Below are 25,973 nucleotides of genomic sequence, written 5' to 3'. Positions count from 1 at the left end.
ACGATCCATCGATCGTTCGACAGAGCGGACCCGCCGGAGAAACCGGCCCACCTGCAGGCCACCTGCAGGCGCATTGCCCGTCCCGCCCTACGGCCGAGACGCTCGTTTCTGTGTCCGCCCCATGCTTTCTGCAGGCAGGGGTTGCGGACGACGGGCTGCTCCGCGCCGGGCAGGCTCTGGGCTGAAGATCACGCGCGATACCTTCGGTGGGGGCCGGAGGTCGCGCCCTTAGGGAAAGAAGGCCAAGCATGATGACCTTGCCCCAGTCGTTGCAGCGCGCTGCCGCAAATATTACCGAAACCCAACCGGTGTTGCGGGATCAGGCGGCCGCGCAGGCCGGACCGAAACCGCAGCTGCGCCGCTACGAGGTCGCCAGCCTGCTGCCCAATGGCAACCTGGCCGAGACCCGTCACATTGCGCCGGCGCTGCCGCTGTTCGAACAGGCCTTCTGCGCCTTCACCCGGGGCTCTTTGGTGGAGACGGACTTCGGCCCTGTGGCGATCGAGGATCTCTATCCCGGCGATCAGGTCCTGACCCGAGACGGCAGCTATCAGCCGTTGATCTGGAAAGGCATGACAACCCTGGTGCCCGGTCGCAAGGCTGCCACCGGCACGCGCCACGCCCTCACCAGTTTCATGGCCGACAGCCTCGGCATGGAGAAGCCGATGTCCTGTGTAATCAGCGGCCCCTCGGCACGGTTGCTACGCACCCCGGCCCACCTGCGCCACGCCGAAGGCGATGGCCCGCTGCTGACCCCGGTTACAGAGTTCCTCGACGGAATGAACATTGTCGAAACCACACCGCCAGCGCCGGTGGACATGTATCACCTCTGCCTTGCGCGCCATGCGGTGATCCGCGTCGGTGGGCTGGAGTTTGAAACCTACCATCCCGGCCTCGACGCGCTGCGGCTGGTCAGCTACCCGATCAAGACGCTCTTTCTGAACATGTTCCCGCATGTGGACAAGATCGCGGATTTTGGCCCGCTCGCCTTTGATCGCGCCCGCGCGCTGCAGGCCTGAGGCACAGACCCAACAAAAATGCCGCCCCTTTCATGAGGAGCGGCAGCAGGATGTTCTCAACCGGAGGTGCGAGGTTAGGCCTGACGCGCCAGCCGTGCCTCAAGCACATCGAAGGGCACGCCGGGTTCGTCCTTGGCGCCCCGAATGACCAATGAGGTCTTCACGCTGGCCACATTCGGCGTTGTCAGCAGATCGCTGGTCAGGAAGGCCTGAAAGGTGGACAGATCCGGTGCGACGCATTTCAGGATGAAATCCACCTCGCCGTTCAGCATGTGACACTCACGCACAAGCGGCCAGCCACGGCATTTTTCCTCAAAGGCCGTCAGCTCTGACTCCGCCTGGCTTTCCAGCCCGACCATGGCAAAGACCTGAACCTCGAATCCCAGCTCGCGGTCGTTCACTTCCGCGTGGTAGCCGCGGATCAATCCGGCCTCTTCCAAGGCGCGCACGCGGCGCAGACAGGGCGGCGCAGAAATTCCGACGCGTTTGGCCAGTTCGACATTCGTCATTCGGCCATCGGCCTGTAGCTCCGACAGAATCTTCCGGTCAATCGGGTCCAGACGTGTGGTGACCATTGGGGTGCTATCTCCTGAGAGTTGCGTTTCTTATAGCAGGGACGCAAATTCACGCAACATTATTTCACAAACTCACAACATTCTTCTAACACCCATCGCCCCGTGCACCGTGACTGGCCCAGAGAACGGGTCGCCCGGTTTGCACAGGGTGCATCAACGAGGGTCTTTAAGCATGCGCGCGCCGCAGTTATATGCAGTCTCCGACGGCGGCAAGACCGCAAACACTCAGACGTGGGGAAAAACCATGAGCGACACGCGCCACACCAAGGTCCTGATCATCGGCTCCGGCCCGGCCGGCTACACTGCCGCAGTCTACGCCAGCCGCGCGATGCTGGAACCGGTCCTGGTGCAGGGCATCGAGCCCGGCGGCCAGCTGACCACCACAACCGAGGTGGAGAACTGGCCCGGCCATACCGAGATCCAGGGCCCCGACCTGATGGTCAACATGGAATCCCACGCCAAGGCGATGGGCACAGAGATCATCGGCGACATCATCACCTCGCTCGACACCTCTGCCCGCCCCTTCGTGGCCAAGGGTGACAGCGGCACCACCTACACGGCGGATGCGGTGATCCTGGCCACCGGCGCGCGCGCCAAATGGCTGGGCCTGCCGTCGGAAGAGAAGTTCAAGGGCTTTGGCGTTTCCGCCTGCGCCACCTGCGACGGCTTTTTCTATCGCGGTCAGGAAATCGTGGTGATCGGTGGCGGCAACACCGCCGTCGAAGAGGCGCTGTTCCTCACCAACTTTGCCTCCAAGGTCACCCTGATCCACCGTCGCGACGAGCTGCGCGCCGAAAAGATCCTGATCGACCGGCTGATGAAGAACCCCAAGATCGAGCCGCTGTGGTTCCACGAGCTGGAAGAGGTTGTCGGCACCGATGCGCCGCTTGGCGTCGAGGGCGTGCGGGTGAAACACACCAAGACCGGCGAGATCACCGAGATTGCCGCAAAGGGCGTCTTTGTCGCCATCGGTCACGCCCCCGCGACCGAACTGGTGAAGGACGTGCTGGAGACCCACAATGGCGGCTATGTGACGGTGAAACCTGGCTCCACCGAGACCTCGATCCCCGGTATTTTTGCCGCCGGTGATCTCACCGACCACAAATACCGTCAGGCGGTCACCTCTGCTGGCATGGGCTGCATGGCCGCACTCGACGCGGAGCGGTTCCTGGCTGAGCAGGAGTAAACCGCGCTTCTGGCCCGTAACGCATCAGAACAGGCTCCCGCGGCCCGCCTCGGGAGCCTGTTCGCGACTGACCTCCAGCCGCCAGTGACAGCCATGGCGCGCGCGGCGGATGGCCTCAGCCTGCGGGAGCGTATCCGCGCCACCAGCAAGGCAAGCTCTTGAAATAGCGACTTTATTCCTCGTGTTCAGGGGTACTTCAGCAGGCGTTCAGGGCCTCAGATCCGGTCAAAAAGGCAACGGGCGGGGTTGACGGACTGCGTCGATTAGTCCACGGCGACAAGGCCGATGCGCGAAACGTCATTTTGTCTCGCTGACATTCAACCCGTTGCGACCCAGTGCGCTGGGTCGATCCTGATGTGAGGTGTCCAGATCGCCGAGGCGCTCACGACCCGGTCCGCGTCCTGCGGCAGCCGGACACTCTATCTCATCGCGCTTCGAGCCAGACCGGTTCGGGCCCTCCACCGGAGACTCCTGCCATGACCGCCCCACACCCCAGTGATGCAGCCGCAGACGCGCGGCGCTGGGTTCCCATTCTCGCGCGCTATCGCGACCCATCGGATCGCCGCAGCCTGCTGGAGATTGGCCTGACGCTCGGTCCGTTCCTGCTGCTTTGGGGTTTGGGGTGGTGGGCTCTGTCGATCAGCCCCTGGCTCGCCGTGCCCATCGCGATTTTCAACGGTTTCTTTCTGGTCCGGCTGTTCGTGATCCAGCATGACTGCGGTCATGGGGCCCTGTTCAGCAACAAGACGCTGGGCGATTGGGTCGGGCGCGCGCTTGGGGTGCTGACAGTCACTCCCTATGATGTCTGGCAGCGCATCCACGCCGCCCATCATGGCACCGCTGGCAACCTGGACCGCCGCGGCCCCGGCGAAGTCTACACGATGACCACCGCAGAATATCGCGCAGAATCGCGGCTGGGCCGCCTGCGGTATCGGCTTTATCGGCACCCGGTGGTGCTGTTCGGGATCGGCCCTGCCTGGGTGTTCCTGTTCGAGAACCGCCTGCCCCTTGGTCTGATGCGCGCCGGTGCGCGTTACTGGGTCAGCGCGATGGGCACCAATATCGCCGTCTTCCTCGTGCTTGGTGCCGTCGTGATGTTCGGCGGGCTTGATCCGCTGCTGTTTCTGTTCCTTCCCACCACCGTCTGCGCCGCAACGATAGGCGTCTGGCTGTTCTATGTTCAGCACCAGTTCGAAGATACGCTGTATGAACACGAGCCGGACTGGAACCTGCATGAGGTCGCCCTGCACGGCAGCTCGCATTACGACCTGCCCGCGCCGCTGCATTGGCTGACCGCCAACATCGGTCTGCATCACGTGCATCACCTCAACAGCCGCATTCCCTTCTATCGCCTTCCCGCCGTGCTGCGGGACCATCCCGGCCTTGAAGGTGCCCAGCGGCTCAGCCTCGGCGAAAGCCTGCGCTGCGTGCGACTGAAGCTCTGGGATGAAGAGCGTCGCCGGTTGGTCACACTGGCCGACGCCTTCACGCCGACACCCGCCTAAGCCCCTGCCGCGCCACAGCCCGCCGCCTATCGCAGGCCGGGCCGTGGCGCGGCAGCGACGCCCCGACATCCGGGGCCCGACCGATCCCCCTCCCTCGCATGGTTGAGAGATGCGCGGCCTGCAGCGCGTAGCGCAGAGGTGACAGGCCGCTCCGGATCGCCTACACCCAACCAGACAGCAACAGAGGCGGAACACCCGTGGCGCAGGCACTCTGGCGGGGCAACTGGATTCAACGCAGCAGACTGGTCTCCGGGCTGGTGCTGTTCACCTTCGCCTTTTTCCATTTTCTGAACGTCGCAGCCGGGCTGGTTTCGCCCGAGCTGCTGGAAACGGTACAGGAAGCGCGCGAGGCGGTGACCAAGAACCCCGTTGGCCAGGTCGTCCTCTACGGGTCGCTCCTTGTGCATGCGGGACTGGCGCTCTGGCAGGTGGCCACCCGGCGCACCCTGCGGATGAGCTTCACCCAGTGGCTACAGCTGAGCCTCGGGATCCTCATTCCACTGCAGCTGTTTCAGCACATCGTGCACACCAATTACGCCGCCCGCGTCTATGACTATCAGGACGAGATGTCCTCGGTGATCTTGATGCTCTGGAGTTCGCCCGAAGCGCTGCACCAATATCTGCTGTTGCTCGCGGTCTGGATACACGGCTGCATCGGCCTGCACATGTGGCTGCGCCTGACCCGCTGGTGGGCCGCATATGTGCCCTATATGATCGGTCTTGCGGTGCTGGTGCCTGCCCTGGCGCTGGCTGGTCTGGTGACCGAGGGGCGCCGGATGTGGGGGTTCTTTGCCGAAGACGGCTTTGCCACGCAGATCATGGCGGATTACAACTGGCCCGACGCCGCCGGGTTTGCTCAACTGGCGACCATCACCAGCGCCAGTGTCTGCCTCTTCTTCGCCCTCTTGGGGCTGGCCTGCGGTGCCTACATCCTGCGTCGCCTGATAAAGCGCAGCCGCTCGGTGCGTATCACCTACGAAAACGGTCCCGCAATCACCGCCGACCGTGGCCTGACATTGCTGGAAATGTCACAGATGAAAGGCATACCCCACCCCTCGCTCTGTGGTGGCAAGGGGCGCTGTACCACCTGCCGGGTTGCCATCACCGATGGGTTCGAGGATCTCCCTCCCCCCAGCCCCGCCGAAGCACGCAGCCTCGCCGCCATCAACGCCGCCGACAATATGCGGCTGGCCTGCCAGATCCGCCCCACCTCGGCGCTGAGTGTGAAACGGGTCTATGCGCCACAGGGCCGCCGCCAGCTACATGCGGCACAGGGCGAGGAGAAAACCATCGCAGTGCTGTTCCTTGATATTCGCGGCTTCACCGCACGCTCCGCTGGATTGCTGCCCTATGATGTTGTGTTTCTGCTGAACCGGTTCTTTGACGCCATCGTGCCCGAGGTCACCCGCGCCGGGGGGACCGTCGACAAATACATGGGCGACGGGATGCTTGCCCTGTTCGAGACACACACGCCTGACAGCTCTGCCGCAGCCGGGCTGACGGCGGCGGCCAATATCGGCGCGGCGCTTGCCCGCTTCAACCAGCTGCTGTCCTCCGAAGGAGAGGCGCCGGTGCGAATCGGCATGGGGCTGCATGTCGGCACGGTTGTGTTGGGCGAGATCGGCGCGGCCGGTCAGGCCCCGCGCACCCTGATCGGCGCGGCAGTCAATGCTGCCAGTCGGCTTGAGGCCAAGACCAAGGACCTTGGCGTCGAGCTTCTGGTCTCGCGCGCGGTGTTCGAGGCGGCGGAGCTACCGCCCCCCGACATTGGGTATGAGACATTTGCCCTGCGCGGTGTCGATGCCCCCGTCGACGCGCTGCCCCTGCCCCGCGCATCAAGCCTCGATACGATGGTGGCCACGCTCCGCTCCTGAACCACTGGACCGACTGCGCGCGAAACCCGGCGAATTCTGTTCCACACATCGGCTGCTTTGGGTGAATGGTGATCCAAACGAGACAGTATATGCCCACGCTGTCCTTTTTCGAACGCGCAGGTGGACTTTGGACATGTCAAGAAGGTATTGCCCGCCACGAGTGCTGCGGACGCAGCGATGATGCCAGACGAAAGAGACGCCCCATGACCATGTTGAGCAATCTGGCTCCGATTCCGGAGCTTTATGTATCTTACGATTCCGCGCAGAAACTGAAGATCGAAGCAGGCGAGTTGACCAGCCACGACCTGACTCCGCGCCAGATCTGCGACCTCGAACTGTTGATGAACGGCGGGTTCAACCCGCTCAAGGGTTTCCTCTCCGAAGAGGACTACAACGGCGTTGTCGAGAACATGCGCCTGGCCGACGGCCAGCTGTGGCCTATGCCTGTCACCCTTGATGTCTCCGAGGACTTCGCCGCCTCCATCGAGATCGGTCAGGACATCGCCCTGCGCGACCAGGAAGGTGTGATCCTCGCCACCATGACCGTCACCGACCGTTGGGAGCCGAACAAGTCCCGCGAGGCCGAAAAGGTCTTTGGCGCCGATGACGACGCGCATCCGGCAGTGAACTACCTGCACAACCAGGCCGGCAAGATCTACCTCGGCGGCCCGGTCACCGGCATCCAGCAGCCGATCCACTACGACTTCCGCGCTCGCCGCGACACCCCGAACGAGCTGCGCGCCTACTTCCGCAAGCTGGGCTGGCGCAAGGTCGTGGCCTTCCAGACCCGCAACCCGCTGCACCGCGCCCACCAGGAATTGACCTTCCGCGCCGCGCGTGAAGCCCAGGCCAACCTGCTGATCCACCCCGTCGTGGGCATGACGAAACCGGGCGATGTGGACCACTTCACCCGCGTGCGTTGCTACGAGGCAGTGCTGGACAAATACCCGGCAGCCACCACTTCCATGAGCCTCCTGAACCTGGCGATGCGCATGGCCGGCCCCCGCGAGGCGGTCTGGCACGGGCTGATCCGCAAGAACCACGGCTGCACCCATTTCATCGTTGGCCGCGACCACGCCGGCCCCGGCAAGAACTCCGCCGGCGAGGATTTCTACGGCCCCTATGACGCGCAGGACCTGTTCCGCGAACATCAGGACGAAATCGGCATCGAAATGGTCGACTTCAAGCACATGGTCTATGTGCAGGAGCGTGCCCAATACGAGCCCGCCGACGAGATCGCCGACAAGGATGACGTGACCATCCTCAACATCTCCGGCACCGAACTGCGTCGTCGCCTGTCCGAAGGTCTGGAAATCCCAGAGTGGTTCTCCTTCCCCGAAGTGGTGGAAGAGCTGCGCAAGACCAAGCCACCGCGCGCGCAGCAGGGCTTTACCGTGTTCTTCACCGGCTTCTCCGGCTCCGGCAAATCCACCATCGCCAACGCGCTGATGGTCAAGCTGATGGAGATGGGTGGCCGCCCGGTGACGCTGCTGGATGGCGACATCGTGCGTAAGAACCTGAGCTCCGAGCTGGGCTTCTCGAAAGAGCACCGCGATCTCAACATCAAGCGCATTGGCTATGTCGCATCCGAGATCACCAAGAACGGCGGCATCGCCATCTGCGCCCCGATCGCGCCCTATGCGGCCACCCGCCGCCACGTGCGCGAAGAGATCGAGCAGTTCGGCGCCTTTGTCGAGGTGCATGTCGCCACCACGATCGAGGAATGCGAACGTCGTGACCGCAAGGGCCTGTACAAGCTGGCGCGCGAGGGCAAGATCAAGGAATTCACCGGCATCTCCGACCCCTATGACGTGCCGCAGAACCCGGAGCTGAGCGTCGAGACCGAGAATGTCGAAGTCGACAATTGCGCCCATCAGGTTCTGCTGAAGCTGGAAAGCATGGGCCTCATCAACGGCAACTGATACCGCCGCTGAGCACCCGTTCAGAACACTCTCCCGGCCTTTGGCCGAGGCATCAGAAACCGCCCCGACAACAGTTGGGGCGGTTTTCCTTTTCCGCGGCCATCTGGACGGCGTGCCGCGCAGGTCATGTGCCCATCAGGGTCCAAGAGCAGGGCGCGGCTGCCTGCCCTGCAAGAACACAGCCGCATCTAATCTTCACCACCGCACAGGTCACGCATTGCCGGATTGTCATAAAACCGTTACACGCAGCTCGCGTGAAAAAACGGAGAGGCCAGGTGTCCCAAAACGATCTAGACCCGCGTCACCTTGAAACCCTGGACCGGGATCTCGACCGCCTGTCCTCGCTGGAACAGGCGACAGCCTATGTCGGGCGGTCCAATGTCGGGCTTGGAATTGCCTTTGTCTTCATCCTGATTGTCGCTGCCGCGACCGGGTTGATGCTGGGCGATGCCAACAACACCGTCATCGTGGTGATCGCCGCTGCCTTCGGGGCCTATATGGCTCTCAACATCGGCGCCAATGACGTCGCCAACAACATGGGCCCCGCCGTGGGCGCCAATGCAATGTCGATGGGGTTTGCCATCGTCGTGGCCGCCATCTTCGAAAGCGCCGGGGCGCTGATCGCGGGGGGCGATGTGGTTTCGACCATCGCCAAGGGCATCATCTCGCCGACCACCATGGCGACCTCCTCGATGTTCATCGCCGCGATGCTGTCGGCGCTTCTGGCCTCCGCGCTCTGGGTCAATCTCGCGACCTGGATCGGCGCACCTGTCTCCACCACCCATGCTGTGGTGGGCGGCGTCATGGGCGCCGGCATCGCCGCAGCCGGCTTTGCCGCCGTGAACTGGGCGCAGATGAGCGCCATTGCCGCCAGCTGGGTGATCTCGCCCATGCTGGGCGGGCTGATCGCGGCGGGTTTCTTGTGGTTCATCAAGTCGCGCATCATCTACCGTGATGACAAGATCGCCGCTGCCCGTGTCTGGGTACCGGTTCTTGTCGGCATCATGGGCGGCGCCTTTGCCGCTTATCTTTCGGTCAAGGGTCTGAAGAAACTGATCAAGATCGACTTGACCGATGCGATCATGATCGGCGTCGCCGTGGCCCTGCTGCTGTGGCTGGTGATGATCCCGGTGGTGCGCCGCCAGTCACGCGGGCTGGAGAACCGCAACAAATCGCTGAAGGTGCTGTTTGCGATCCCGCTGATCGTCTCTGCCGCGCTGCTCAGCTTTGCTCATGGGGCCAATGACGTGGCCAATGCGGTCGGCCCGCTCGCGGCGATCGTGCAGGCTTCCACTTCCGGCGATTTCACCCAAGCGGTCTCGATCCCCTTCTGGGTGATGATCATTGGCGCCTTCGGCATCTCCTTTGGCCTGTTCCTCTTTGGCCCCAAGCTGATCCGCATGGTCGGCAGCCAGATCACCAAGCTGAACCCGATGCGCGCCTACTGCGTGGCGCTGTCGGCGGCGATCACGGTGATCGTGGCGAGCGGGCTGGGCCTGCCGGTCAGCTCCACCCATATCGCCATCGGCGGGGTGTTCGGCGTTGGTTTCTTCCGCGAGTGGGACACCGAACGCCGCCTGCGCCGAGCAAAGGCCGTGACCCCCGATGCCCCTCGTGTAGGCGCCGCGGAACGGCGTCGTCGCAAGCTGGTGCGCCGGTCGCATTTCATGACCATCATCGCCGCATGGGTGATCACCGTTCCGGCTGCGGCCACCCTCTCGGGCGTATTGTTCATTGCCATCAATCGCATGATCGGCTGACCTCGGCCCACCACTGCAGGCGTGCAGTTCGATCACAACAACGGCCTGCCCCGGTGGCGGGCCGTTTTCATTTGTCCCCCACCATGCCTTAATGGCGCCGAACGTCGAGAGGGAAAGCACGCAAATGGCCAAGCGCAATGCCTTTCACCATACTGCGGCCATGATGGGCATGACACCGCAGGTCTGGGCCCGCCACGCCAATCCCTGGAGCGGCTGGAGCCGCCTGACCGTGCTGCCGCTTCTCGCCCTGGCGGTCTGGAGCCGCGTCTGGGTCGGCTGGGGCGCGCTGCTGCCTGTAGCGCTGCTGCTGCTGTGGACTTGGCTCAACCCGAGGGTTTTCCCGGTTCCAGCTCGCACCGACAACTGGATGTCAGAGGGCGTCTTGGGTGAACAGCTCTGGCTGCAGCGCAGCGACACACCGGCGCTTGCCCACCATCGCCGGGTGGTCCATGCCCTGACGCTGGGTGGTCTCTGTGGTGGGCTTTTGTATTTCGCCGGTCTGGCTGTCTTGCATCCCGGGTTAACCGCGACCGGGCTGGCCATCACCATGCTGACCAAACTCTGGATGCTAGACCGAATGGTCTGGGTCCTGTGGGACTGCAGGGCGGAGGATGCGACCTGAGCCTCCGCCCCCGCCGCGACCCAAGCCGGATCACGTGGTGACGGGATGCCCATCATACTGCTCTGCCGCGTCGCAAATTTCATACCAGGACGGCTTTTCCGCCACGAACTCGTGAAACCGGTTGCGGATCTCAAGATCGCAGTCCAGCGCATGGGCCGAGATTGGAAAGCTCTCCTCCTCCGACAGGATCTCTCCCAATGAGGTGCCGCAGGTCCTGCAGAAACAACGGCCGTATGTATAAGGCGCCTCGGGCTGGTAACGCGCCACATTCTCGCGCCCCTGTACCCAGCTCACGCTGTCGCGTGCCACAAAAACCAGCACATTGGCCCCGACCTTGCGGCAGCGCGAGCAATGGCAGGTGCCCATCATCGACGGCGGCCGATCCAATGTGAACTGCACCGCGCCGCAACAACAGCTTCCCTCGATCATCCTGACTCTTCCCGTATTTATTGAACTTGAGAAGAACAATACGTGAACATTGAGGATTCGACAAGCGCTGTAACAGGCAGGTCAACGGGTTTCGCTTCGACCTGCGTTCGAAGCGACCCGCGTCACGCGCGCCCAAAGGGCGCGCGTGACGCGGGGGCCAACCGAGGGACGTGTCCCACAGGGGCATGACCCTCGGGCGGGAGCCTCCCTGTGACGAATATGTGCTCTTAGAGGGGGAGCTCTTCGGGCAAGGTAACACTGCCCCGCATCAACACAAACCCAGTGCCCCCGACGCGCACGCCCTCGATGGCGTCTGGTGGTCCGATCCGCGACACATGGGCCTGCCCGGGCCGCCCCATCAGGTGCCCCTGCTCCGCGACAAAGCTCTCTTTCTCCATCAGCCCATGGTGCCAGAGATAGGCCGCCATGGCGCCGGTGGCGGACCCTGTGAACGGATCTTCCGGCGGGCTTGGGGGCAACATCAGCAACCTCGAAAACGTGTCCCCCGCGCCGGTATACCCATCAAGCGTCACCAGAAAGGGCTCCATGATATCGCTGCCATCTGCCCCAAGCGCCGCGCCCAGCGGCCCCATTGCTTCGGCGTTCAGGCGGGCCGCTTTCAGTGCCGCGTGATCCTTCAGCACGGTGATGCAAAAGGGCAGGCCGGTGGAGACCAGCTGCGGCTGACCGATGATGGCGTCCTGCGGCAGGGACACCGCCGCCGCCACCAGCGCAAGGTCCGGCGCGGGGCCGAACTCCGGCGCCACCTGTTGCATGACGATCCGATCTCCCTCCAGCGCCACGGGCACGATCCCCGCCCCGGTCTCCAGCGTGATCCGATTGCCGGCGATCATGCCGCAATCCCGCATTGCCGCCACGGTGGCGATGGTGGGATGCCCGGCAAAGGGGATCTCGCGGCTGGCGAGGAAGTAGCGCACCCGGATATCCGCCACCTCAGAGGGGCCGGTAAAGGTGCATTCGACCAATGAAGTCTCGCGCACATAGGCGCAGGCCACAGCTTCGGGCAGATGGGCCCCGCCATGCACCACCGCGCAGCCATTGCCGCCAAAGGGCCGGTCGGTGAAGGCATCGACCCAATCGAACTGAAACTCAGGCATCTCGTGCTCCTGCTGTGTCTTTGTGCTGCAGGCAAGCATCCCACCCCAGAAAGCTCAAGGTCGCAGTTCTGTGCCGATACAATAGATGCATCTCGACAGGCTCGGTGCTCTGCACTCAGGCGGTACACAAACTCGGGGCGGGCCAGCAGGGTTTCGCTTCGACCTGCGTTCGAAGCGACTCGCGCCGCGCGCGCCCGTTGGGCGCGCGCGGCGCCGGGCCCAACCGGAGGACAGGTCCCGCAGGGGCATGGCCCACGGGCGGGAGCGCCCCCTCAGCCCTCAAAGGCAGCGCGCATTTCATCGATCCGAAATGTCTGCAACCAGTCGTGATACTCTTGGTAGAGCGGCACCAGCGTTCCTTTCTGAGTGCCGGCAACATCCATGCCGCGATCATCATAAGGGTGAAGAACCAGCCCCCGCGCAAAATCCACGACATAGATATCTGCGGACACGGTCGGTCGCACCCCCATCTCGGCGCCGAGGGTCAGCCAAAGCACTTCGCACAGCTGTCATCGCTCCTTCAGGATCGTTGCATCCCAGTGACGATAAATATCGCCGGTAAAGTCGTCCGAGTCCTCCTGAAACACCTTGCCGAGATACTGGAAGTCGGAGGGCCTGAGGGTTGTTTTCTTATAGGGTTTCAGGCGCTTCTTCCGGGGCTTTTCATCCCCGTAATCCGATGACAGCAGCCACAGCTCCTCCGTGTCACGAAACAGCCAGGAGGCCACCGCATCGGCCCGCTCGAAGGCCTGAATGAACCGCCGCAGACACAAGGAATCAGAAACATCATCGCCGCCAAGCTCAAAGCGCAGACAGTGGTCCCAGTCATGAAACAGATTGTGTGAGAAGTCCGTGCGGGGAAACACCTGCGGAAAGGACCCCAGTATATTGTCGGTGGACGGGATCGCCTTGGCCATGCCTGCACGCGCCTCAAAACTACCTTGCGTCGGGGCAAGCTACCCATATGGCAACCGCAAGACCAGCGATTGCGACAGGGTATGGTGAAACAGAAAAGGGCCGCCCGAAGGCGACCCCATCCCGACCCTTGCGGGCCAGACATCCAGACTGGATGGCGTGATTTACATCATGCCGCCCATGCCGCCCATGCCACCCATGTCGGGCATGCCGCCACCGGCAGCTGCGCCTTCTTTGGCGGGCTTGTCGGCAACCATGGCTTCGGTGGTTATCAGCAGGCCAGCGATCGAGGCCGCATCTTCCAGAGCGGTCCGGGTCACTTTGGCCGGGTCGATCACGCCGTAGGAGAACATGTCGCCATATTCGCCGGTCTGAGCGTTGTAACCGAAGGTCTTGTCGTCGGATTCGCGGATCTTGCCGGCAACCACGGCACCGTCAACACCGGCGTTTTCGGCGATCTGGCGCAGCGGCGCTTCGAGAGCGCGACGCACGATTGCGATACCGGCGTTCTGATCGGAGTTCTCACCGGTCAGACCTTCGAGAGCCTTGCCGCCCTGAACCAGAGCAACACCGCCACCGACGATCACGCCTTCCTGCACAGCAGCGCGGGTCGCGTTCAGAGCATCGTCCACACGGTCCTTGCGCTCTTTCACTTCGGTTTCGGTCATGCCACCGACGCGGATCACGGCAACACCGCCTGCCAGTTTGGCAACGCGCTCTTGCAGCTTCTCTTTGTCGTAGTCGGAGGTGGTCTCTTCGATCTGGTTACGGATCTGAGCAACACGTGCTTCGATCTCGGCCTTCTCGCCTGCACCGTCAACGATGGTGGTCTCGTCCTTGGTGATCTGAACCTTCTTGGCGGTGCCAAGCATGTCCATGGTCACGGACTCGAGCTTCATGCCGAGGTCTTCGGAGATCACCTGGCCGCCGGTCAGGATCGCGATGTCCTGCAGCATGGCCTTGCGACGGTCGCCAAAGCCCGGTGCCTTGACAGCAGAGATCTTCAGGCCGCCGCGCAGCTTGTTGACAACCAGAGTTGCCAGCGCTTCGCCTTCGACGTCTTCTGCAATGATCAGCAGAGGCTTCTGCGACTGGATCACCTGCTCCAGCAGCGGAACCATCGGCTGCAGGGAGGAGAGTTTCTTCTCGTGCAGCAGGATCATGCAGTCGTCGAGTTCTGCAGTCATCTTGTCGGCGTTGGTCACGAAGTAGGGGGACAGGTAGCCGCGGTCGAACTGCATGCCCTCGACCACGTCGGTCTCGGTTTCCATGCCTTTGTTCTCTTCGACGGTGATGACACCCTCGTTGCCGACTTTCTGCATCGCGTCTGCGATCTGACGGCCGATCTCGGCTTCGCCGTTGGCGGAGATGGTGCCAACCTGCGCAACTTCAGCGGAATCGTTGACCGGACGGGCCATCTCTTTGATCGCTGCGACGACTTTGGTGGTCGCCATGTCGATGCCACGCTTCAGGTCCATCGGGTTCAGGCCAGCAGCAACCTGCTTCAGGCCTTCTTTGACGATCGCCTGCGCCAGCACGGTTGCGGTGGTGGTGCCGTCGCCTGCTTCGTCGTTGGTGCGGGAAGCAACTTCCTTCACCATCTGGGCGCCCATGTTCTCGAACTTGTCTTCCAGTTCGATTTCCTTCGCCACGGACACACCGTCTTTGGTGATGCGCGGGGAACCGAAGGATTTCTCCAGAACCACGTTACGGCCTTTGGGGCCCAGGGTTACTTTGACAGCGTCTGCGAGGGTGTTGACACCCTTCAGCATACGGTTGCGGGCATCGGTGTCGAATTTGACGTCCTTAGCAGCCATTTTTCAGTCTCCTTGAGAATACTGTATCTATGCGATGGAGGATGTGTCGGAGCCGGTGGCTCAGACGATCACACCCATGATGTCGCTCTCTTTCATCATCAGCAGCTCTTCGCCGTCGACGGTGACTTCGGTCCCGGACCACTTGCCGAACAGGACTTTGTCGCCCTCTTTCACGGCCATCGCGATCAGTTCGCCGCTGTCCTTGCGCGCGCCATCGCCACACGAGACAACTACGCCCTCGGACGGTTTTTCCTTGGCGCTGTCGGGAATGATCAGACCACCAGCGGTTTTTTCTTCGCTTTCGGTACGGCGAACCAGCACGCGGTCATGAAGCGGTTTCAATGCCATCTTTGCAGCTCCTCAAAAGGCTCAAAGTGTTTTCCTTACCCCACGCCCATCATGGGCCGCGAGGACGTTGGCACTCACCTTAGTCGAGTGCTAACTGCCGGATAGTTAGGCAGTGAGAATTGGCCTGTCAACCAATCCCTGCATGAAACTTGGTGGAATTTTTGTGACGACCGGACCTGTGCGCGGATACCGGAATGCAAGGGGCTCTGGATTGCGCATTTGGCGATATATTTATCGTCATCTGCCCCTGCAAGCGGACCGCCTCAACGCGCCACCGATCCTGAAGCCGATCCTGAGTCGGTGTCTGTCTCCGTGGGGGGCGTCTGTGGTTCCGGCCAGTTCAAATGCTCCGCCCGCCCCGTCTCGGTCAGCGCATAGATGCCCTTTGCCGCCCGCTCGAACCAGCCGTAATGGTTGGAGTACATCACCTGCGTGGCACGGCTGACGCCGGTGGCACGGGCGATCTCGGCCCCGCGCGATGGGCCATGGGCCGCAAGGTGACGCGCGCAGGCCAGCGCGTCCTGCCGGTAGCCGGTCATCAGCCCGCCCCGCGTTGCGCCGCCGGTGTTGGGGTCCCCCTGGATGCGGGCAAATTCACGCAGCAGCCGCGCGGTTTTCACCTTGGATTTGCGCGGCGCGTAGGGGCCGGGATCGCAATGCACCTCGGTGCGGCCATCCGCGCGCACCGTGATCAGCCCGAGGCCAAGCCGCCGGCAGAGCGCCAGGTTGTCCTTCAGCGCCCGGCGCGCGGTCTTGCCGGTGGGACGCGGCACCGCGAGATACACCAGATCGGTGACCGCAAGCCGCGTCACCGCCTGATGGAACAGCGACAGGGTGAAGCGCAGCTTCAGCTCCACAACCACCGGCGGCTCCGCGCCGCGCAGCGCCACCACATCGGCAGCACCCACCTCGCCCTTCACGGTATAGCCCTGCCCTTCGAACAGCGCCTTCACCGGGGCGTAGAGATCTTGTTCACGTTCCATCCCGGCCATGCTTGCCCCGCCCCGGCGGCAATGGCAATGTGAGACAAATGAAAAAACCGAGCGGTGAGTCATGACCGGACTATTCTCTCGCCTCCGCCCTGCCCCGGCATGGACGGTGGAGACCTTTGGGCATGGCTGCGCGCTGCGCAACAAACCCGCGCGCCCGTCCTTGCAGGCCTCGCTGCGGCTCTGGGCTGCATCATTACTGATCGGCCCAATGCTGGCGGGCACCGCCCTTCAGGCCGCCTGTTCCGGCACCGACCTGCGCGCCACCGCCCCCCCGGAGATCCGCGCCGAGGTGGACGCGGAGCTGGCGCAGACGCCCTATGCGGAGGGGCTCAGCTGGATCGCCACACGGGGCGAGCGGCGGCTGCACATCATCGGCACCATGCACCTGAACGACCCCCGTCACGCCGCGCTGGTGGCGCATATGACCCCGGTGGTGGAAGGCGCCGATGCCGTGCTGCTGGAGGTGAACCGCGCCGACAAGGCCGCGCTGAACCGTACCCTGGCCGAAACGCCGTCGATGATGTTCATCACCGAAGGGCCAACCCTGATTGATCGCCTGCCCGAAGAGGACTGGCAGCAGATCGCCGATCAGGCCCGCGCCGCCGGGGTGCCTGCCTTCATGGCGGCCAAGATGCGGCCCTGGTTCCTGACCATGTCCCTGTCGGTGCCGCAATGCGCCCGCACGATCAAGGATGTGACGCGCGGCCTCGACATGCAGCTGATGGAGGTGGCCGAGGAAGCCGCCGTCCCGACCCTGTCGCTTGAGGATCCGCTGAGCGTGTTTCAGCTGCTCGACGCCGCCCCGCTGGAGCAGCAGGTGGCGGAGCTGCGCGGCTATATCGCCATGATGGGGGTGGGGCCGGACGACTTCTACACGATGGTGGAAAGCTACTTTGACGGCGCGGTGCAAGAATTCACCCTGCTACAGCTGAAGGACTATCTGACCGCAGAAAGCAGCCTCTCCGAGGCAGAGCGGCAGGCACAGGTGGATGAGCTGATGGAGCTGCTGCTCTACCAACGCAACCGTAACTGGATCCCGGTGATCGAGGCCACGCAGGGATCACGGCTGGTGGTGGCCGTTGGCGCCGCACATCTTCCCGGCACGCAAGGGGTGCTGGCCCTCTTGGACGCAGAGGGCTACGAGATCGAAGAGGCGCCACTATGACCGGCACCGCCACGCTGTCTGTGCTACGGGCAATGGCCCGCCGCGTGCCCCGGGGCATGATGGCCGCCACGCTGGCGCTGTCCCTGCTCACCGCGGTTGACCGCGCCGAGGCGCGTTGCTCCGGCATCGACCTGCGGGATCACCTGACTGACAGCGCCCGCAGCCGGCTCGACAGTGACCTTGGCAAGGTGCCCTTTGCCATCGGCAACCACTGGGTCGCCACCCGCGGCACGCAGCGGATCGATATCGTCGGCACCCAGCACAGCGGCGATGCGCGCATGGCAAAGACCATGCGGCAGTTGCGTCCGCTGATCCGGCAGGCCGACGCGGTGTTTCTGGAGGTCACCGAGACGCAGATGCAGGCGGCGGATGGCAATCAGGGTGCCTTTGCGCGCTATTTTCTGCTGCGACCGGGCCAGCAACTGGACCGGATGATGCCCGCTGCCGACTGGCGGTTGCTGACCGCCCGCCTGGCGCTCTACGGGATCACCGCAGAGGCCGCCAAACGGATGCAGCCGTGGTATATCTCCGATTTCCTCACCGGAACCGATTGCCGCAAGCGCGGCTTTGGCGCCCGGCGTGGGCTCGACGACCGCATCGAGCGCAGCGCCCGAAACGCCGGCATCCCGACGCTGGGTCTGGAGGCGCCGGAAAGCGGCCTTGCTGCGCTGGCCTCCATGCCGCTGGCGGATCAGGTCAAGATGCTGCGCCTCGATCTGCGCAGCGAGACCCGGCACGAAGACCTCTATGTCACCCTCTCCGAATCCTATTTCGACGACCGGCTGACCGAGGGGCGCATTGTCATGAGCTGGATGATCTACCGCGACCTCGATGTGCCGCGCCGCGAGGTGCACCGGCTGCTCGCCAGCTTTGACCGGGCCGTGCTGACCCAGCGCAATCGCGCCTGGGTTAAACGCCTGCGCGCCCGCCAGGACCCCCATCTGATTGTCGCCGTCGGCGCGGCGCATCTGGCCGGGGACACCGGTGTGCTGAACCTGCTGCAACGGGCCGGGTATCAACTGACCCCGGCCCGCAACTGATCCGGCCTGCACCGGACTCGCCAGGGCGCGGGGCTCACCCGCGATCAGCGGGCGAGTGAGAATTCCAGGATCGGAATGCCCCCCGTGGGACAGAGCCCATTGATTTTGGCCTCCACAGTCTGCGCTGCCCCGAAATAGCTGGCATCGGGTGTCAGCAGCTGCGGCTGGTTATCCGCCGTGACCAATGGTGCATCGTCAATGTAAAGCTGAGCAGACAGATCACTGCATCCGGCGGTACTGTGAAAGGCGACCGAGAACTCCCGCGTCGTTGCAAAGCCACCCAGCAGGATATTGTGCCCCGGCAGCACGTCGACCTGCACGGTATCGCGCTGCGTGGCGGCATCACTCACCGAGGCCCAGGTGCACTCCACCACCTTGCCCGCCCCGGCCTCACGCAGCGCGAGGGTTTTCGCATCCACAAAGGCGGCGCCGCTTTCGTTGAGGGGCCAGCGGTACTCTCCGGCCTCTGTCACCAGCAGAAAACTGGGGAACTCCTGATCGTTGGAGATACCCTCGCAGGTGACGCGGATCAGGTGGCGGTTGACCAGGCCGTTGATGATCCATTGTTTGTCCACGTCCAAACCCTGCCAGCTGCCGCTGTAGAATGCCGCCCGTTCCGTTGTGGCCACGCCTTTGGGCGCGCTGTCGCCTTCGGCCAGCGCGACGCCAGCCGCCACCTGCAACAACAGCCCCCCGGCCCCGCCGACCACCCTGCGAAATACACTCATCATCTGAAATCCCTCCTCTTTACCAAGCACGACCAATCACGTTTACCGATCACGGCCCCCGCCGCCTTCGCAGGTTTACATGCCCTCTGCCCCCGGGCAACTGCCCCTTGCGTTGCGGTGCCACCTTAAAGGGGGCCGTGACCGAGCCATGCGCTGCGCAGAACTCCGTCGCCCGCCCGTAGCGGGGTGACAAACCCTGCCCCGCTGGTGTAAGGCGCGGCAACAGACCCCGTCAGACAGGATTGACCTCATGACCATTCAAGTTTTCGGCCACAAATCTCCCGACACCGATTCCACCGGCTCCGCGATCATCTGGGCCTGGTATCTGAACGAGGTGAAGGGCGAAGCCGCCACTCCCGTCCTGCTGGGCGCGCCGAACACCGAAGCCGCCTTCATGTTGCAGCGCTGGGGCTTTGAGCAGCCCGCAATCATCGCCGATGTCGAGGCCGACGCACCGGTGGTGATCGTCGACACCAACAACCCCGCAGAGCTGCCCGCCTCCATCAACAGCGCCGACATCCGCGCCATCATCGACCACCACAAGCTGGTCGGTGGCCTGGAAACCAAGGCTCCGATCGACATTACCGTGCGCCCGCTGGCCTGCACCGCCACCATCATGCACGACCTGATGGGCACAGACGCCGACCGCATGCCCGACGACATCAAGGGCGCGGCGCTGACCTGCATCCTGTCCGACACGCTGGAATTCCGCTCCCCCACCACCACGCCGCATGACCGCGCCGTGGCGGAGAAGCTGGCCAAGGATCTGGGCCTCGACGTCACCGACTACGCCGCCGAGATGTTCGCCGCCAAATCCGACGTCTCCGCGTTTTCCGATGCAGAGCTGATCCGCATGGACTCCAAGGAATACGAGGTCGACGGCACCAAGTTCCGCGTCTCCGTGCTGGAAACCACCGCGCCGGACATCCCGCTGGGCCGCAAGGACAGCCTGATGGAGACCTTCAAGACTGTTCAGGCCGAGGACGGCGTCGATCAGGTGCTGCTGTTCGTGGTCGACATCCTGAAGGAAGAAGCCACCCTGCTGGTGCCCAACGATCTGGTGAAATCCGTGGCCGAAAAGAGCTTTGGCGCCAGTGTCGAGGGCGACCTCGTGGTGCTGCCGGGCGTGATGTCGCGCAAGAAGCAGATCATCCCGAACCTCAAGGTCTGATCGCCCTGGCGGTCCCGGACCGCCTGAACATGCAAAACGCCCGCTGCCTGCAGCGGGCGTTTTTCCGTTTTGAAACAGGTCCTGTTGATTATCGCGCGTTGCGCAGCCCGACCTGACCATCAATCTGGGCCTTGGTGGCCAACACTGTCGCCACCCGCCGACGGTCCGGCGGATGGGTGCCCCAGATCGAATAGCCGCCACTGGTGCCGGTGGCCGCCTCGGAGCGGGCAAAGAACTTCGCGCCCTCTACCGGATCATAGCCTGCGTCATAGGCGATGCGGGTGCCCAGCGTGTCGCTCTCCAGCTCGTAGGATTGCGAATAGACAATCCCGCCCGCCGTCGCGCCAACGCCAAGCCCCAGCCCCACCGCATCACCGCTGTCGCCCACCAGCCCGGCGAGCGCGCCGCCAATCAACGCCCCCGCCAGCACTTGCTGCTGCTGTTTCTCCACGTGCCGTCCGATCAGATGACCGTATTCATGCGCCAGCACAAAGGCGACCTCGTCATCGCTGCCGGTGTCCTGAATCAGCGGCAGCGAAATGCGGATCACCGGCTGGCCGTTCTGGTAGGTGAAATAGGCGTTGCGCTCCGTCATCTGCCGGTCGATGGCGATATCGACGTTGCAATTGACGCCGGTTCTCAGCCGCTGGCAGGTCTCTCGCCCTGCTCGCATCACCCGGGGCTCCACCCGCGCAAACCGCGCCTCGGCGGCGGATCTGGACAGGGTGGCCGGTGGCGGGCTGCGACGCGCTTCGGCAAAGAGGCGTGCCGCCTCCTCGGAGTGAACGCCGCCGCTGTCGGGCAACTCGTAGGTGGTGCCACAGGCGCTGACGACAAGGCATATCCCGCCCGCAAGCAGCGCGCGACAGGAGGAACCGGGGGACCGCAGAAACATCATGAAGGTATCGCTCTATCTGGCAGGGAAACGGATCTGACCGCGACGCAGATTAGCAGCGTCTGCGCCCGCTACAAGAGGCGTTGCAGGCGTCGGCGAACGCTCACCTCAAGGCGCGTTTCGCAGCGCAAGCGCCTGCTGCAGGAAACCGCGCGCATCCCGTGCCGCCACATCATCCGGATGGCGGAATTTCAGATGTCGGCGCGCCTTGCCCTTGCCCTCCAGATCCCCCTGCGGATCCGCGAAACGCGCCCCCTGCGAGAACTCGAGCGAGACATGTTCGGTATAGGCAAACAGCCCGCCGACAAACTGGTCGCTCGCGGGGTCGGGCGCGATCACCACGCCGCCGTATTTCGGCAGATAGCGCGCATCGGGGGCCAGATCCGCGACGATCAGGCGAATCGCGGCATCAATCTCCGCGATCACCTCCGGGGGCAGCTTGCTCATGTGCCGTCTCCTTGTTGCCATGACGTTGCCATGCCCGTGTCCCTCATCACATCTGTCGCGCCTTGCGGCATGTCCCGCCCCCCCGCGCGAACAGGCAGCAAAGGCGTGCGGGTCCGACAGCGGGCCTGCGACTGGACTCTGGACCTAAGGCCGCCAAATTGGCGCGCTGCCCGCCGCAAATCAACTCCGAAGCGCCCGCGCGGCGCCGTTCCCTTAAAAAACGCAATACAGCCATGCAGCCAACACGGGCGAGATATGCTATACAAAGCCGAAACCTTACGCTATACGCGCGATCTTGACCCATCGGCGCCTCTGTGGCCCTGCGCCCCGTGCGCCTCACTTCGATATGAACGGATCCCCTCTTGATACCCACCTTGCAGCAGGCGCTAGAGCGCCGTGGTTACATTTCTCTCACGCCTGTGCAGGAGGCAGTCTCCGACCCAGAGCTGGCGGGAGCGGACCTGTTGGTGTCGGCACAGACCGGATCCGGCAAGACGGTGGGCTTCGGCATCGCCATTGCATCCACCATCCTCGAAGAGGACGGCCGCTTTGCCCGTGCCGGCACCCCGCTGGCGCTGGTGATCGCCCCGACCCGCGAGCTGGCGCTGCAGGTGAAGCGCGAGCTGACCTGGCTTTATGGTGATGCGGGCGCGGTGCTGGCCTCCTGTGTGGGCGGCATGGACATGCGCGACGAACGCCGCGCCCTGGAACGCGGCGCCCATATCGTCGTCGCCACCCCGGGCCGTCTGCGGGATCACATCACCCGTGGTTCCATCGACCTAAGCGGCGTCGCCGCCGTGGTGCTGGACGAAGCCGACGAGATGCTCGACCTGGGCTTCCGCGAGGATCTGGAGTTCATCCTTCAGGAAACCCCGGAAGAGCGCCAGACCCTGCTGTTCTCGGCCACGGTGTCCAAGCCGATCGCCACGCTGGCGCAGACCTACCAGACCGATGCGCAGCGGATTTCCACGATCAACAAATCCGAACAGCACAGCGATATTTCCTATCTCAGCCATGTGGTTGCGCCGCATGACGTTGAAAACGCCATCATCAACGTGCTGCGCTTTCACGAGGCCCCGAACGCCATCGTCTTTGCCAATACCCGCGCTGCGGTGAACCGTCTGCTGACCCGGCTGTCGAACCGCGGTTTTCAGGTGGTGGCACTGTCGGGCGAGCTGAGCCAGGCGGAACGCGCCGGTGCCCTGCAGGCAATGCGCGATGGTCGCGCCCGGATCTGTGTGGCCACCGATGTGGCGGCGCGCGGCATCGACCTGCCGAACCTCGATCTGGTGGTGCATGCCGATCTGCCATCGAGCCATGAGACCCTGCTGCACCGTTCGGGCCGCACCGGTCGCGCCGGGCGCAAGGGCGCCAGCGCGCTGATGGTGACGCCGCGCTCCGTGCGCAAGGCCGAACGCCTGCTGCGCGATGCCAAACTGTCAGCGGAATGGGTCGATGCGCCCTCCGCCGACGAGGTGCGTGGCCGCGACATGGAGCGGATGCTGTCCGACGCTGTCTGGACCGAAGAGGCCCCCGAAAGCCAGGCGGAAACGCTGGCGAAACTGGTCGAGAGCTTCTCGCCCGAGCAGCTGGCCGCTGGCTATCTGCGCCTGTGGTCCGCCGCCCGCTCCGCGCCGGAAGAGCTGACCGATGTGGCCTCCGTGGATGCCCGCAAGAAGAAAGAAGACCGCGTGCCCTTTGGCCCCTCGGTCTGGTTTGCCATTGATGGCGGGCGCGACGCCGGTGCCGATCCGCGTCGCCTGCTGCCGATGCTGTGCAAGGCCGGCGGCATCGACAAATCCGCCATTGGTGCGATCCGCATCGTCGGCGACAAGAGCTATGCCGAGATTTCGCAAGACAAGGTCGATGGCTTCATGGCCACCCTTGGCGGCGAAATGGCGCTGGATGATGGCTCCGCGCTGGAGCGTTTGAACGAAGCGCCGAACCTGCCCGAACGCTCCAAACCGCCCTTCCGCAAAGGTGGCGCACCCGGTGGCGGCAAGGGCCGTGGTGGCTTTGGCGGCGGCAAGCCCGGCTACAAGGGCGGTGATCGTGGTGACTACAAGGGCGGCGGCGACCGCAAGAGCGGTGGCGACTACAAGAGCGACCGCAAGCCTTATCGCGCCCGCGAGGACAGCACGGACCACCCGGTAAAACCGCGCGCGGCCAAACCACGCCCGTCCGGTGACAAACCCGCCTATGACAAACCCCGGGGCGACAAGCCGCGCGGGGATAAGGCGAAGTTTGACAAGCCGCGCTCGGACAAACCCCGCGGCGACAAGCCGAAATTCGATAAACCGCGCTCCGACAAGCCGCGCAGCGACAAGCCCAAGGGCCCGCCGCCCCCGGCAGGCAAGCCCTCCAGCAAAAAGAACAAGGCCCGCGGTGCTTCGGATACCTCCAAGCGCTTCACCCCGCCCAGCAAGAGGGGCTAAGCCCCGCCCGGCCTTGTGAAACATAGACACATCGGCTTGCGCCCGTCCCGAAACCGGGGCGGGCGCAACTCATTTCGGGGCACGCGATCCGTTTCACCGAGCGCGCCCATTCGCCGGACGCCCCCGCCGCGCTCCGCCTGCATCTGGCCAAACGGCTGCCCCTGGCATAGGAAGGACGCATATTCCTTTCCCATGAGGCGCCCCATGAGCCAGATCATCTCCGCCCTTTCCGAGGTCTCCGCCGACTACAAGGCCCTGTTCGTCGACCTCTGGGGCTGCGTGCACAACGGCATCACCGCCTACCCCGACGCGGTGGCCGCACTGCAGGCCTATCGCAAGCGGGGCGGCGTCGTGGTGCTGGTGACCAACTCCCCCAAACCCCGCGCCGGGGTGGCCGAACAGCTGAGCCAGTTCGGGGTGCCAGATGACGCCTATGACACCATCTCCACCTCTGGCGATTCTGCCCGCGCGGCGATGTTCACCGGCGCGGTGGGCAGCAAGGTCTATTTCATGGGCGAGTGGGAGCGCGATGCGGGCTTTTTCGAACCGATGAAGGTGATCCACGATCCCGTCGAGATCACCCGCGTGCCCCTGAAAGAGGCCGAGGGCATCGTCTGCTGCGGCCCCTTCGACACCATGGCCGATCCGGAAGTGAACCGGGCGGAGTTCCTCTACGCCAAGCAGATGGGGATGAAGCTGCTGTGCGCCAACCCCGACATCATCGTCGACCGCGGCGAGGTGCGGGAATGGTGCGCCGGGGCGCTGGCGAAGCTCTATACCGAGATGGGCGGCGAGAGCCTCTATTTCGGCAAGCCCTACCCGCCGATCTACGACCTGGCGCGTCGCCGTCTGAGCGAGATCGGTCATGATGTCAGTGACCGCGAGATCCTGGCAATCGGCGACGGCCCGCACACGGATATCTCCGGCGGCATGGGCGAAGGCGTGGACACGCTGTTCATCACCGGCGGGCTGGCGGCCAAGGACACCAAGACCGACCAACAGCCCGACCCGGCCGCGCTGGAGACCTATCTGGCACAAGAGCAGGTGGCCCCGACCTACAGCATCGGCTTTCTGCGCTGACACTTGCAGCTTCGCGCCAATCCGGCCCGTCTGCTCCACTCGGAGCGGGCGGGCCTTTTGCTGTCGCCCGTCAGGGCGTCCGCTGGGATACCTGCGCCATAGGGGCCGGACGGGCGGGCTTGACTTTCTGCAGTTGCGAGGTAATAAAATTACCAAACACGCAACTCAGCGGTATATTTATTGCCGCTCAAATCCTTCAGGGAGGCAGGGATGTTGGACAATTTCCCCCGCGGCACCATCTGCATCGAAGACATCGAGATGGGCATGACCCGCTACCTGCGCAAGCAGATCACCGACCGCGACATCGAGCTGTTTGCCGAGGTCTCCACCGACCGCAACCCGGTGCATCTGGATGACGGCTATGCGCAGGACACGATCTTTGAAGGGCGCATCGCCCATGGCATGCTGACCGCCGGGCTGATCTCGGCAGTGATCGGCGAGCAGCTTCCCGGCCATGGCACCATCTACATGAGCCAGAACCTGAAATTCCTCGCCCCCGTACGCCCCGGCGACATGGTGCTGGCCGAGGTCGAGGTGACCGACATCCAGATTGACAAGCGCCGGGTGAAGCTGGACTGCCGCTGCATCGTCGAGGGCCAAAAGGTACTGGTGGGCGAGGCCATGGTGATGGCCCCCTCGCGCAAGTTCGACTGACGCGCGGCCGCGCATCAGGCCGCCTCGGGGATGCCCCCGGACGGAGTGCCGACGATGAAGCCGGTTCATTTTCATAGTCGGAGCCGATGATCTATCCAATAAAGGACGGGTCGCGGTACCGCTTGCTCAGGCATCTGGACAGGTCGCACTACGGCGCCTGCTGAGTGTGCATCTGCATCATCCACCCCCTTTTTATCGGGGCCGGTCGTTGCCTTAGACGCGGCGCTGCCCACAGCCATCCCGCGTCCCCATCTTGGTGATCGATCCCGGCCAGCC

Annotated in this window: 24 protein-coding genes; 13 read left to right on the top strand and 11 right to left on the bottom strand. The window is 63.9% G+C overall.

Going from position 1 to position 25,973, the window contains the following annotated elements; translation table 11 throughout:
- Nucleotides 1–251 precede the first annotated feature (251 nt).
- Complete coding sequence (locus R0J92_RS02365; RefSeq protein ID WP_106163123.1) at nt 252–1,019, top strand: Hint domain-containing protein; 768 nt, start codon at nt 252–254, stop codon at nt 1,017–1,019.
- A gap of 74 nt (nt 1,020–1,093) precedes the next feature.
- On the opposite strand, the gene R0J92_RS02360 is transcribed toward R0J92_RS02365, so the two are convergent.
- Nucleotides 1,094–1,594: an Lrp/AsnC family transcriptional regulator gene (locus tag R0J92_RS02360; protein ID WP_106163006.1), complete on the bottom strand. Its 501-nt coding sequence runs from the start codon at nt 1,592–1,594 to the stop codon at nt 1,094–1,096.
- A gap of 244 nt (nt 1,595–1,838) precedes the next feature.
- On the opposite strand from R0J92_RS02360, the gene trxB reads away from it, so the two are divergent.
- From trxB to R0J92_RS02330, 6 genes are all read left to right on the top strand, one after another.
- A complete protein-coding gene (gene trxB / locus R0J92_RS02355; RefSeq protein WP_411050594.1) occupies nt 1,839–2,780 on the top strand; it encodes a thioredoxin-disulfide reductase in 942 nt (313 codons plus the stop codon).
- Between the two features lie 476 nt (nt 2,781–3,256).
- The gene (locus R0J92_RS02350) at nt 3,257–4,285 is read left to right on the top strand and encodes a fatty acid desaturase (RefSeq protein ID WP_106163008.1); all 1,029 of its coding nucleotides are present in this window, start codon (nt 3,257–3,259) and stop codon (nt 4,283–4,285) included.
- A 197-nt stretch (nt 4,286–4,482) separates the two neighbouring features.
- Nucleotides 4,483–6,159: an adenylate/guanylate cyclase domain-containing protein gene (locus tag R0J92_RS02345; RefSeq protein WP_411050593.1), complete on the top strand. Its 1,677-nt coding sequence runs from the start codon at nt 4,483–4,485 to the stop codon at nt 6,157–6,159.
- Between the two features lie 203 nt (nt 6,160–6,362).
- Nucleotides 6,363–8,081: a bifunctional sulfate adenylyltransferase/adenylylsulfate kinase gene (locus R0J92_RS02340; protein WP_106163010.1), complete on the top strand. Its 1,719-nt coding sequence runs from the start codon at nt 6,363–6,365 to the stop codon at nt 8,079–8,081.
- A 275-nt stretch (nt 8,082–8,356) separates the two neighbouring features.
- Complete coding sequence (locus tag R0J92_RS02335; RefSeq protein WP_317386716.1) at nt 8,357–9,841, top strand: anion permease; 1,485 nt, start codon at nt 8,357–8,359, stop codon at nt 9,839–9,841.
- A gap of 124 nt (nt 9,842–9,965) precedes the next feature.
- Nucleotides 9,966–10,463 (top strand): DUF6653 family protein, encoded by a 498-nt coding sequence (locus tag R0J92_RS02330; protein ID WP_106163012.1) that lies wholly within the window; start codon nt 9,966–9,968, stop codon nt 10,461–10,463.
- Nucleotides 10,464–10,493: 30 nt separating this feature from the next.
- Here the strand turns inward: R0J92_RS02330 and R0J92_RS02325 are convergent, their stop codons facing one another.
- The 7 genes from R0J92_RS02325 to R0J92_RS02295 form a co-directional block, all read right to left on the bottom strand.
- On the bottom strand, nt 10,494–10,892 hold the full coding sequence (locus R0J92_RS02325) for a GFA family protein (RefSeq protein WP_411050592.1): 399 nt from the start codon (nt 10,890–10,892) through the stop codon (nt 10,494–10,496).
- 227 nt (nt 10,893–11,119) lie between these two features.
- On the bottom strand, nt 11,120–12,010 hold the full coding sequence (locus R0J92_RS02320; RefSeq protein WP_411050591.1) for a PhzF family phenazine biosynthesis protein: 891 nt from the start codon (nt 12,008–12,010) through the stop codon (nt 11,120–11,122).
- A gap of 272 nt (nt 12,011–12,282) precedes the next feature.
- Nucleotides 12,283–12,507, bottom strand: a complete 225-nt coding sequence (locus tag R0J92_RS02315; protein WP_411050590.1) for a DUF3885 domain-containing protein — start codon at nt 12,505–12,507, stop codon at nt 12,283–12,285.
- Between the two features lie 12 nt (nt 12,508–12,519).
- The gene (locus tag R0J92_RS02310; RefSeq protein WP_411050589.1) at nt 12,520–12,927 is read right to left on the bottom strand and encodes a hypothetical protein; all 408 of its coding nucleotides are present in this window, start codon (nt 12,925–12,927) and stop codon (nt 12,520–12,522) included.
- Nucleotides 12,928–13,089: 162 nt separating this feature from the next.
- Complete coding sequence (gene groL, locus R0J92_RS02305; RefSeq protein ID WP_106163015.1) at nt 13,090–14,742, bottom strand: chaperonin GroEL; 1,653 nt, start codon at nt 14,740–14,742, stop codon at nt 13,090–13,092.
- A 60-nt stretch (nt 14,743–14,802) separates the two neighbouring features.
- A complete protein-coding gene (locus tag R0J92_RS02300; RefSeq protein WP_106163016.1) occupies nt 14,803–15,090 on the bottom strand; it encodes a co-chaperone GroES in 288 nt (95 codons plus the stop codon).
- 263 nt (nt 15,091–15,353) lie between these two features.
- Complete coding sequence (locus R0J92_RS02295) at nt 15,354–16,073, bottom strand: DUF2161 domain-containing phosphodiesterase (RefSeq protein ID WP_411050588.1); 720 nt, start codon at nt 16,071–16,073, stop codon at nt 15,354–15,356.
- Nucleotides 16,074–16,143: 70 nt separating this feature from the next.
- Between R0J92_RS02295 and R0J92_RS02290 the strand changes: the two genes are divergently transcribed.
- Both R0J92_RS02290 and R0J92_RS02285 read left to right on the top strand, forming a co-directional pair.
- Nucleotides 16,144–17,247, top strand: coding sequence for a TraB/GumN family protein (locus R0J92_RS02290; protein ID WP_243394958.1), 1,104 nt, complete (start codon nt 16,144–16,146; stop codon nt 17,245–17,247).
- On the top strand, nt 17,244–18,287 hold the full coding sequence (locus R0J92_RS02285; RefSeq protein ID WP_411050587.1) for a TraB/GumN family protein: 1,044 nt from the start codon (nt 17,244–17,246) through the stop codon (nt 18,285–18,287). The genes R0J92_RS02290 and R0J92_RS02285 overlap by 4 nt, the downstream gene beginning before the upstream one ends.
- A gap of 44 nt (nt 18,288–18,331) precedes the next feature.
- Here the strand turns inward: R0J92_RS02285 and R0J92_RS02280 are convergent, their stop codons facing one another.
- Nucleotides 18,332–19,018, bottom strand: a complete 687-nt coding sequence (locus R0J92_RS02280) for a hypothetical protein (protein ID WP_411050586.1) — start codon at nt 19,016–19,018, stop codon at nt 18,332–18,334.
- Nucleotides 19,019–19,265: 247 nt separating this feature from the next.
- On the opposite strand from R0J92_RS02280, the gene R0J92_RS02275 reads away from it, so the two are divergent.
- Nucleotides 19,266–20,186 (top strand): manganese-dependent inorganic pyrophosphatase, encoded by a 921-nt coding sequence (locus R0J92_RS02275; protein WP_411050585.1) that lies wholly within the window; start codon nt 19,266–19,268, stop codon nt 20,184–20,186.
- Between the two features lie 88 nt (nt 20,187–20,274).
- Here the strand turns inward: R0J92_RS02275 and R0J92_RS02270 are convergent, their stop codons facing one another.
- Together R0J92_RS02270 and R0J92_RS02265 are read right to left on the bottom strand one after the other, a co-directional pair.
- The gene (locus tag R0J92_RS02270) at nt 20,275–21,084 is read right to left on the bottom strand and encodes a M48 family metalloprotease (RefSeq protein ID WP_243394960.1); all 810 of its coding nucleotides are present in this window, start codon (nt 21,082–21,084) and stop codon (nt 20,275–20,277) included.
- 105 nt (nt 21,085–21,189) lie between these two features.
- Entirely contained in the window at nt 21,190–21,528 is a 339-nt protein-coding gene (locus tag R0J92_RS02265; protein WP_411050584.1) for a DUF1801 domain-containing protein, read from the bottom strand.
- Nucleotides 21,529–21,890: 362 nt separating this feature from the next.
- Between R0J92_RS02265 and R0J92_RS02260 the strand changes: the two genes are divergently transcribed.
- The 3 genes from R0J92_RS02260 to R0J92_RS02250 all read left to right on the top strand — a co-directional run bounded on the left by R0J92_RS02260 (nt 21,891) and on the right by R0J92_RS02250 (nt 25,697).
- The gene (locus tag R0J92_RS02260; RefSeq protein WP_411050583.1) at nt 21,891–23,963 is read left to right on the top strand and encodes a DEAD/DEAH box helicase; all 2,073 of its coding nucleotides are present in this window, start codon (nt 21,891–21,893) and stop codon (nt 23,961–23,963) included.
- A gap of 204 nt (nt 23,964–24,167) precedes the next feature.
- Nucleotides 24,168–25,043 (top strand): TIGR01459 family HAD-type hydrolase, encoded by an 876-nt coding sequence (locus R0J92_RS02255; RefSeq protein WP_317386728.1) that lies wholly within the window; start codon nt 24,168–24,170, stop codon nt 25,041–25,043.
- Nucleotides 25,044–25,253: 210 nt separating this feature from the next.
- Nucleotides 25,254–25,697: a MaoC family dehydratase gene (locus tag R0J92_RS02250; protein ID WP_106163024.1), complete on the top strand. Its 444-nt coding sequence runs from the start codon at nt 25,254–25,256 to the stop codon at nt 25,695–25,697.
- Nucleotides 25,698–25,973: the final 276 nt, after the last annotated feature.

The organism is Tritonibacter sp. SIMBA_163, from assembly GCF_046535935.1.
Classification (GTDB): domain Bacteria; phylum Pseudomonadota; class Alphaproteobacteria; order Rhodobacterales; family Rhodobacteraceae; genus Epibacterium; species Epibacterium scottomollicae.
This window is presented reverse-complemented; position numbering and strand designations above follow the sequence as displayed.

Coding starts and splice junctions, on each gene's coding strand:
- R0J92_RS02365 (WP_106163123.1), top strand. CDS start 252: ATGACCTTGCCCCAGTCGTTGCAGCGCGCTGCCGCAAATATTACCGAA.
- R0J92_RS02360 (WP_106163006.1), bottom strand. CDS start 1,594: ATGGTCACCACACGTCTGGACCCGATTGACCGGAAGATTCTGTCGGAG.
- trxB (WP_411050594.1), top strand. CDS start 1,839: ATGAGCGACACGCGCCACACCAAGGTCCTGATCATCGGCTCCGGCCCG.
- R0J92_RS02350 (WP_106163008.1), top strand. CDS start 3,257: ATGACCGCCCCACACCCCAGTGATGCAGCCGCAGACGCGCGGCGCTGG.
- R0J92_RS02340 (WP_106163010.1), top strand. CDS start 6,363: ATGACCATGTTGAGCAATCTGGCTCCGATTCCGGAGCTTTATGTATCT.
- R0J92_RS02330 (WP_106163012.1), top strand. CDS start 9,966: ATGGCCAAGCGCAATGCCTTTCACCATACTGCGGCCATGATGGGCATG.
- R0J92_RS02325 (WP_411050592.1), bottom strand. CDS start 10,892: ATGATCGAGGGAAGCTGTTGTTGCGGCGCGGTGCAGTTCACATTGGAT.
- R0J92_RS02320 (WP_411050591.1), bottom strand. CDS start 12,010: ATGCCTGAGTTTCAGTTCGATTGGGTCGATGCCTTCACCGACCGGCCC.
- R0J92_RS02310 (WP_411050589.1), bottom strand. CDS start 12,927: ATGGCCAAGGCGATCCCGTCCACCGACAATATACTGGGGTCCTTTCCG.
- groL (WP_106163015.1), bottom strand. CDS start 14,742: ATGGCTGCTAAGGACGTCAAATTCGACACCGATGCCCGCAACCGTATG.
- R0J92_RS02300 (WP_106163016.1), bottom strand. CDS start 15,090: ATGGCATTGAAACCGCTTCATGACCGCGTGCTGGTTCGCCGTACCGAA.
- R0J92_RS02295 (WP_411050588.1), bottom strand. CDS start 16,073: ATGGAACGTGAACAAGATCTCTACGCCCCGGTGAAGGCGCTGTTCGAA.
- R0J92_RS02290 (WP_243394958.1), top strand. CDS start 16,144: ATGACCGGACTATTCTCTCGCCTCCGCCCTGCCCCGGCATGGACGGTG.
- R0J92_RS02285 (WP_411050587.1), top strand. CDS start 17,244: ATGACCGGCACCGCCACGCTGTCTGTGCTACGGGCAATGGCCCGCCGC.
- R0J92_RS02280 (WP_411050586.1), bottom strand. CDS start 19,018: ATGATGAGTGTATTTCGCAGGGTGGTCGGCGGGGCCGGGGGGCTGTTG.
- R0J92_RS02275 (WP_411050585.1), top strand. CDS start 19,266: ATGACCATTCAAGTTTTCGGCCACAAATCTCCCGACACCGATTCCACC.
- R0J92_RS02270 (WP_243394960.1), bottom strand. CDS start 21,084: ATGATGTTTCTGCGGTCCCCCGGTTCCTCCTGTCGCGCGCTGCTTGCG.
- R0J92_RS02265 (WP_411050584.1), bottom strand. CDS start 21,528: ATGAGCAAGCTGCCCCCGGAGGTGATCGCGGAGATTGATGCCGCGATT.
- R0J92_RS02255 (WP_317386728.1), top strand. CDS start 24,168: ATGAGCCAGATCATCTCCGCCCTTTCCGAGGTCTCCGCCGACTACAAG.
- R0J92_RS02250 (WP_106163024.1), top strand. CDS start 25,254: ATGTTGGACAATTTCCCCCGCGGCACCATCTGCATCGAAGACATCGAG.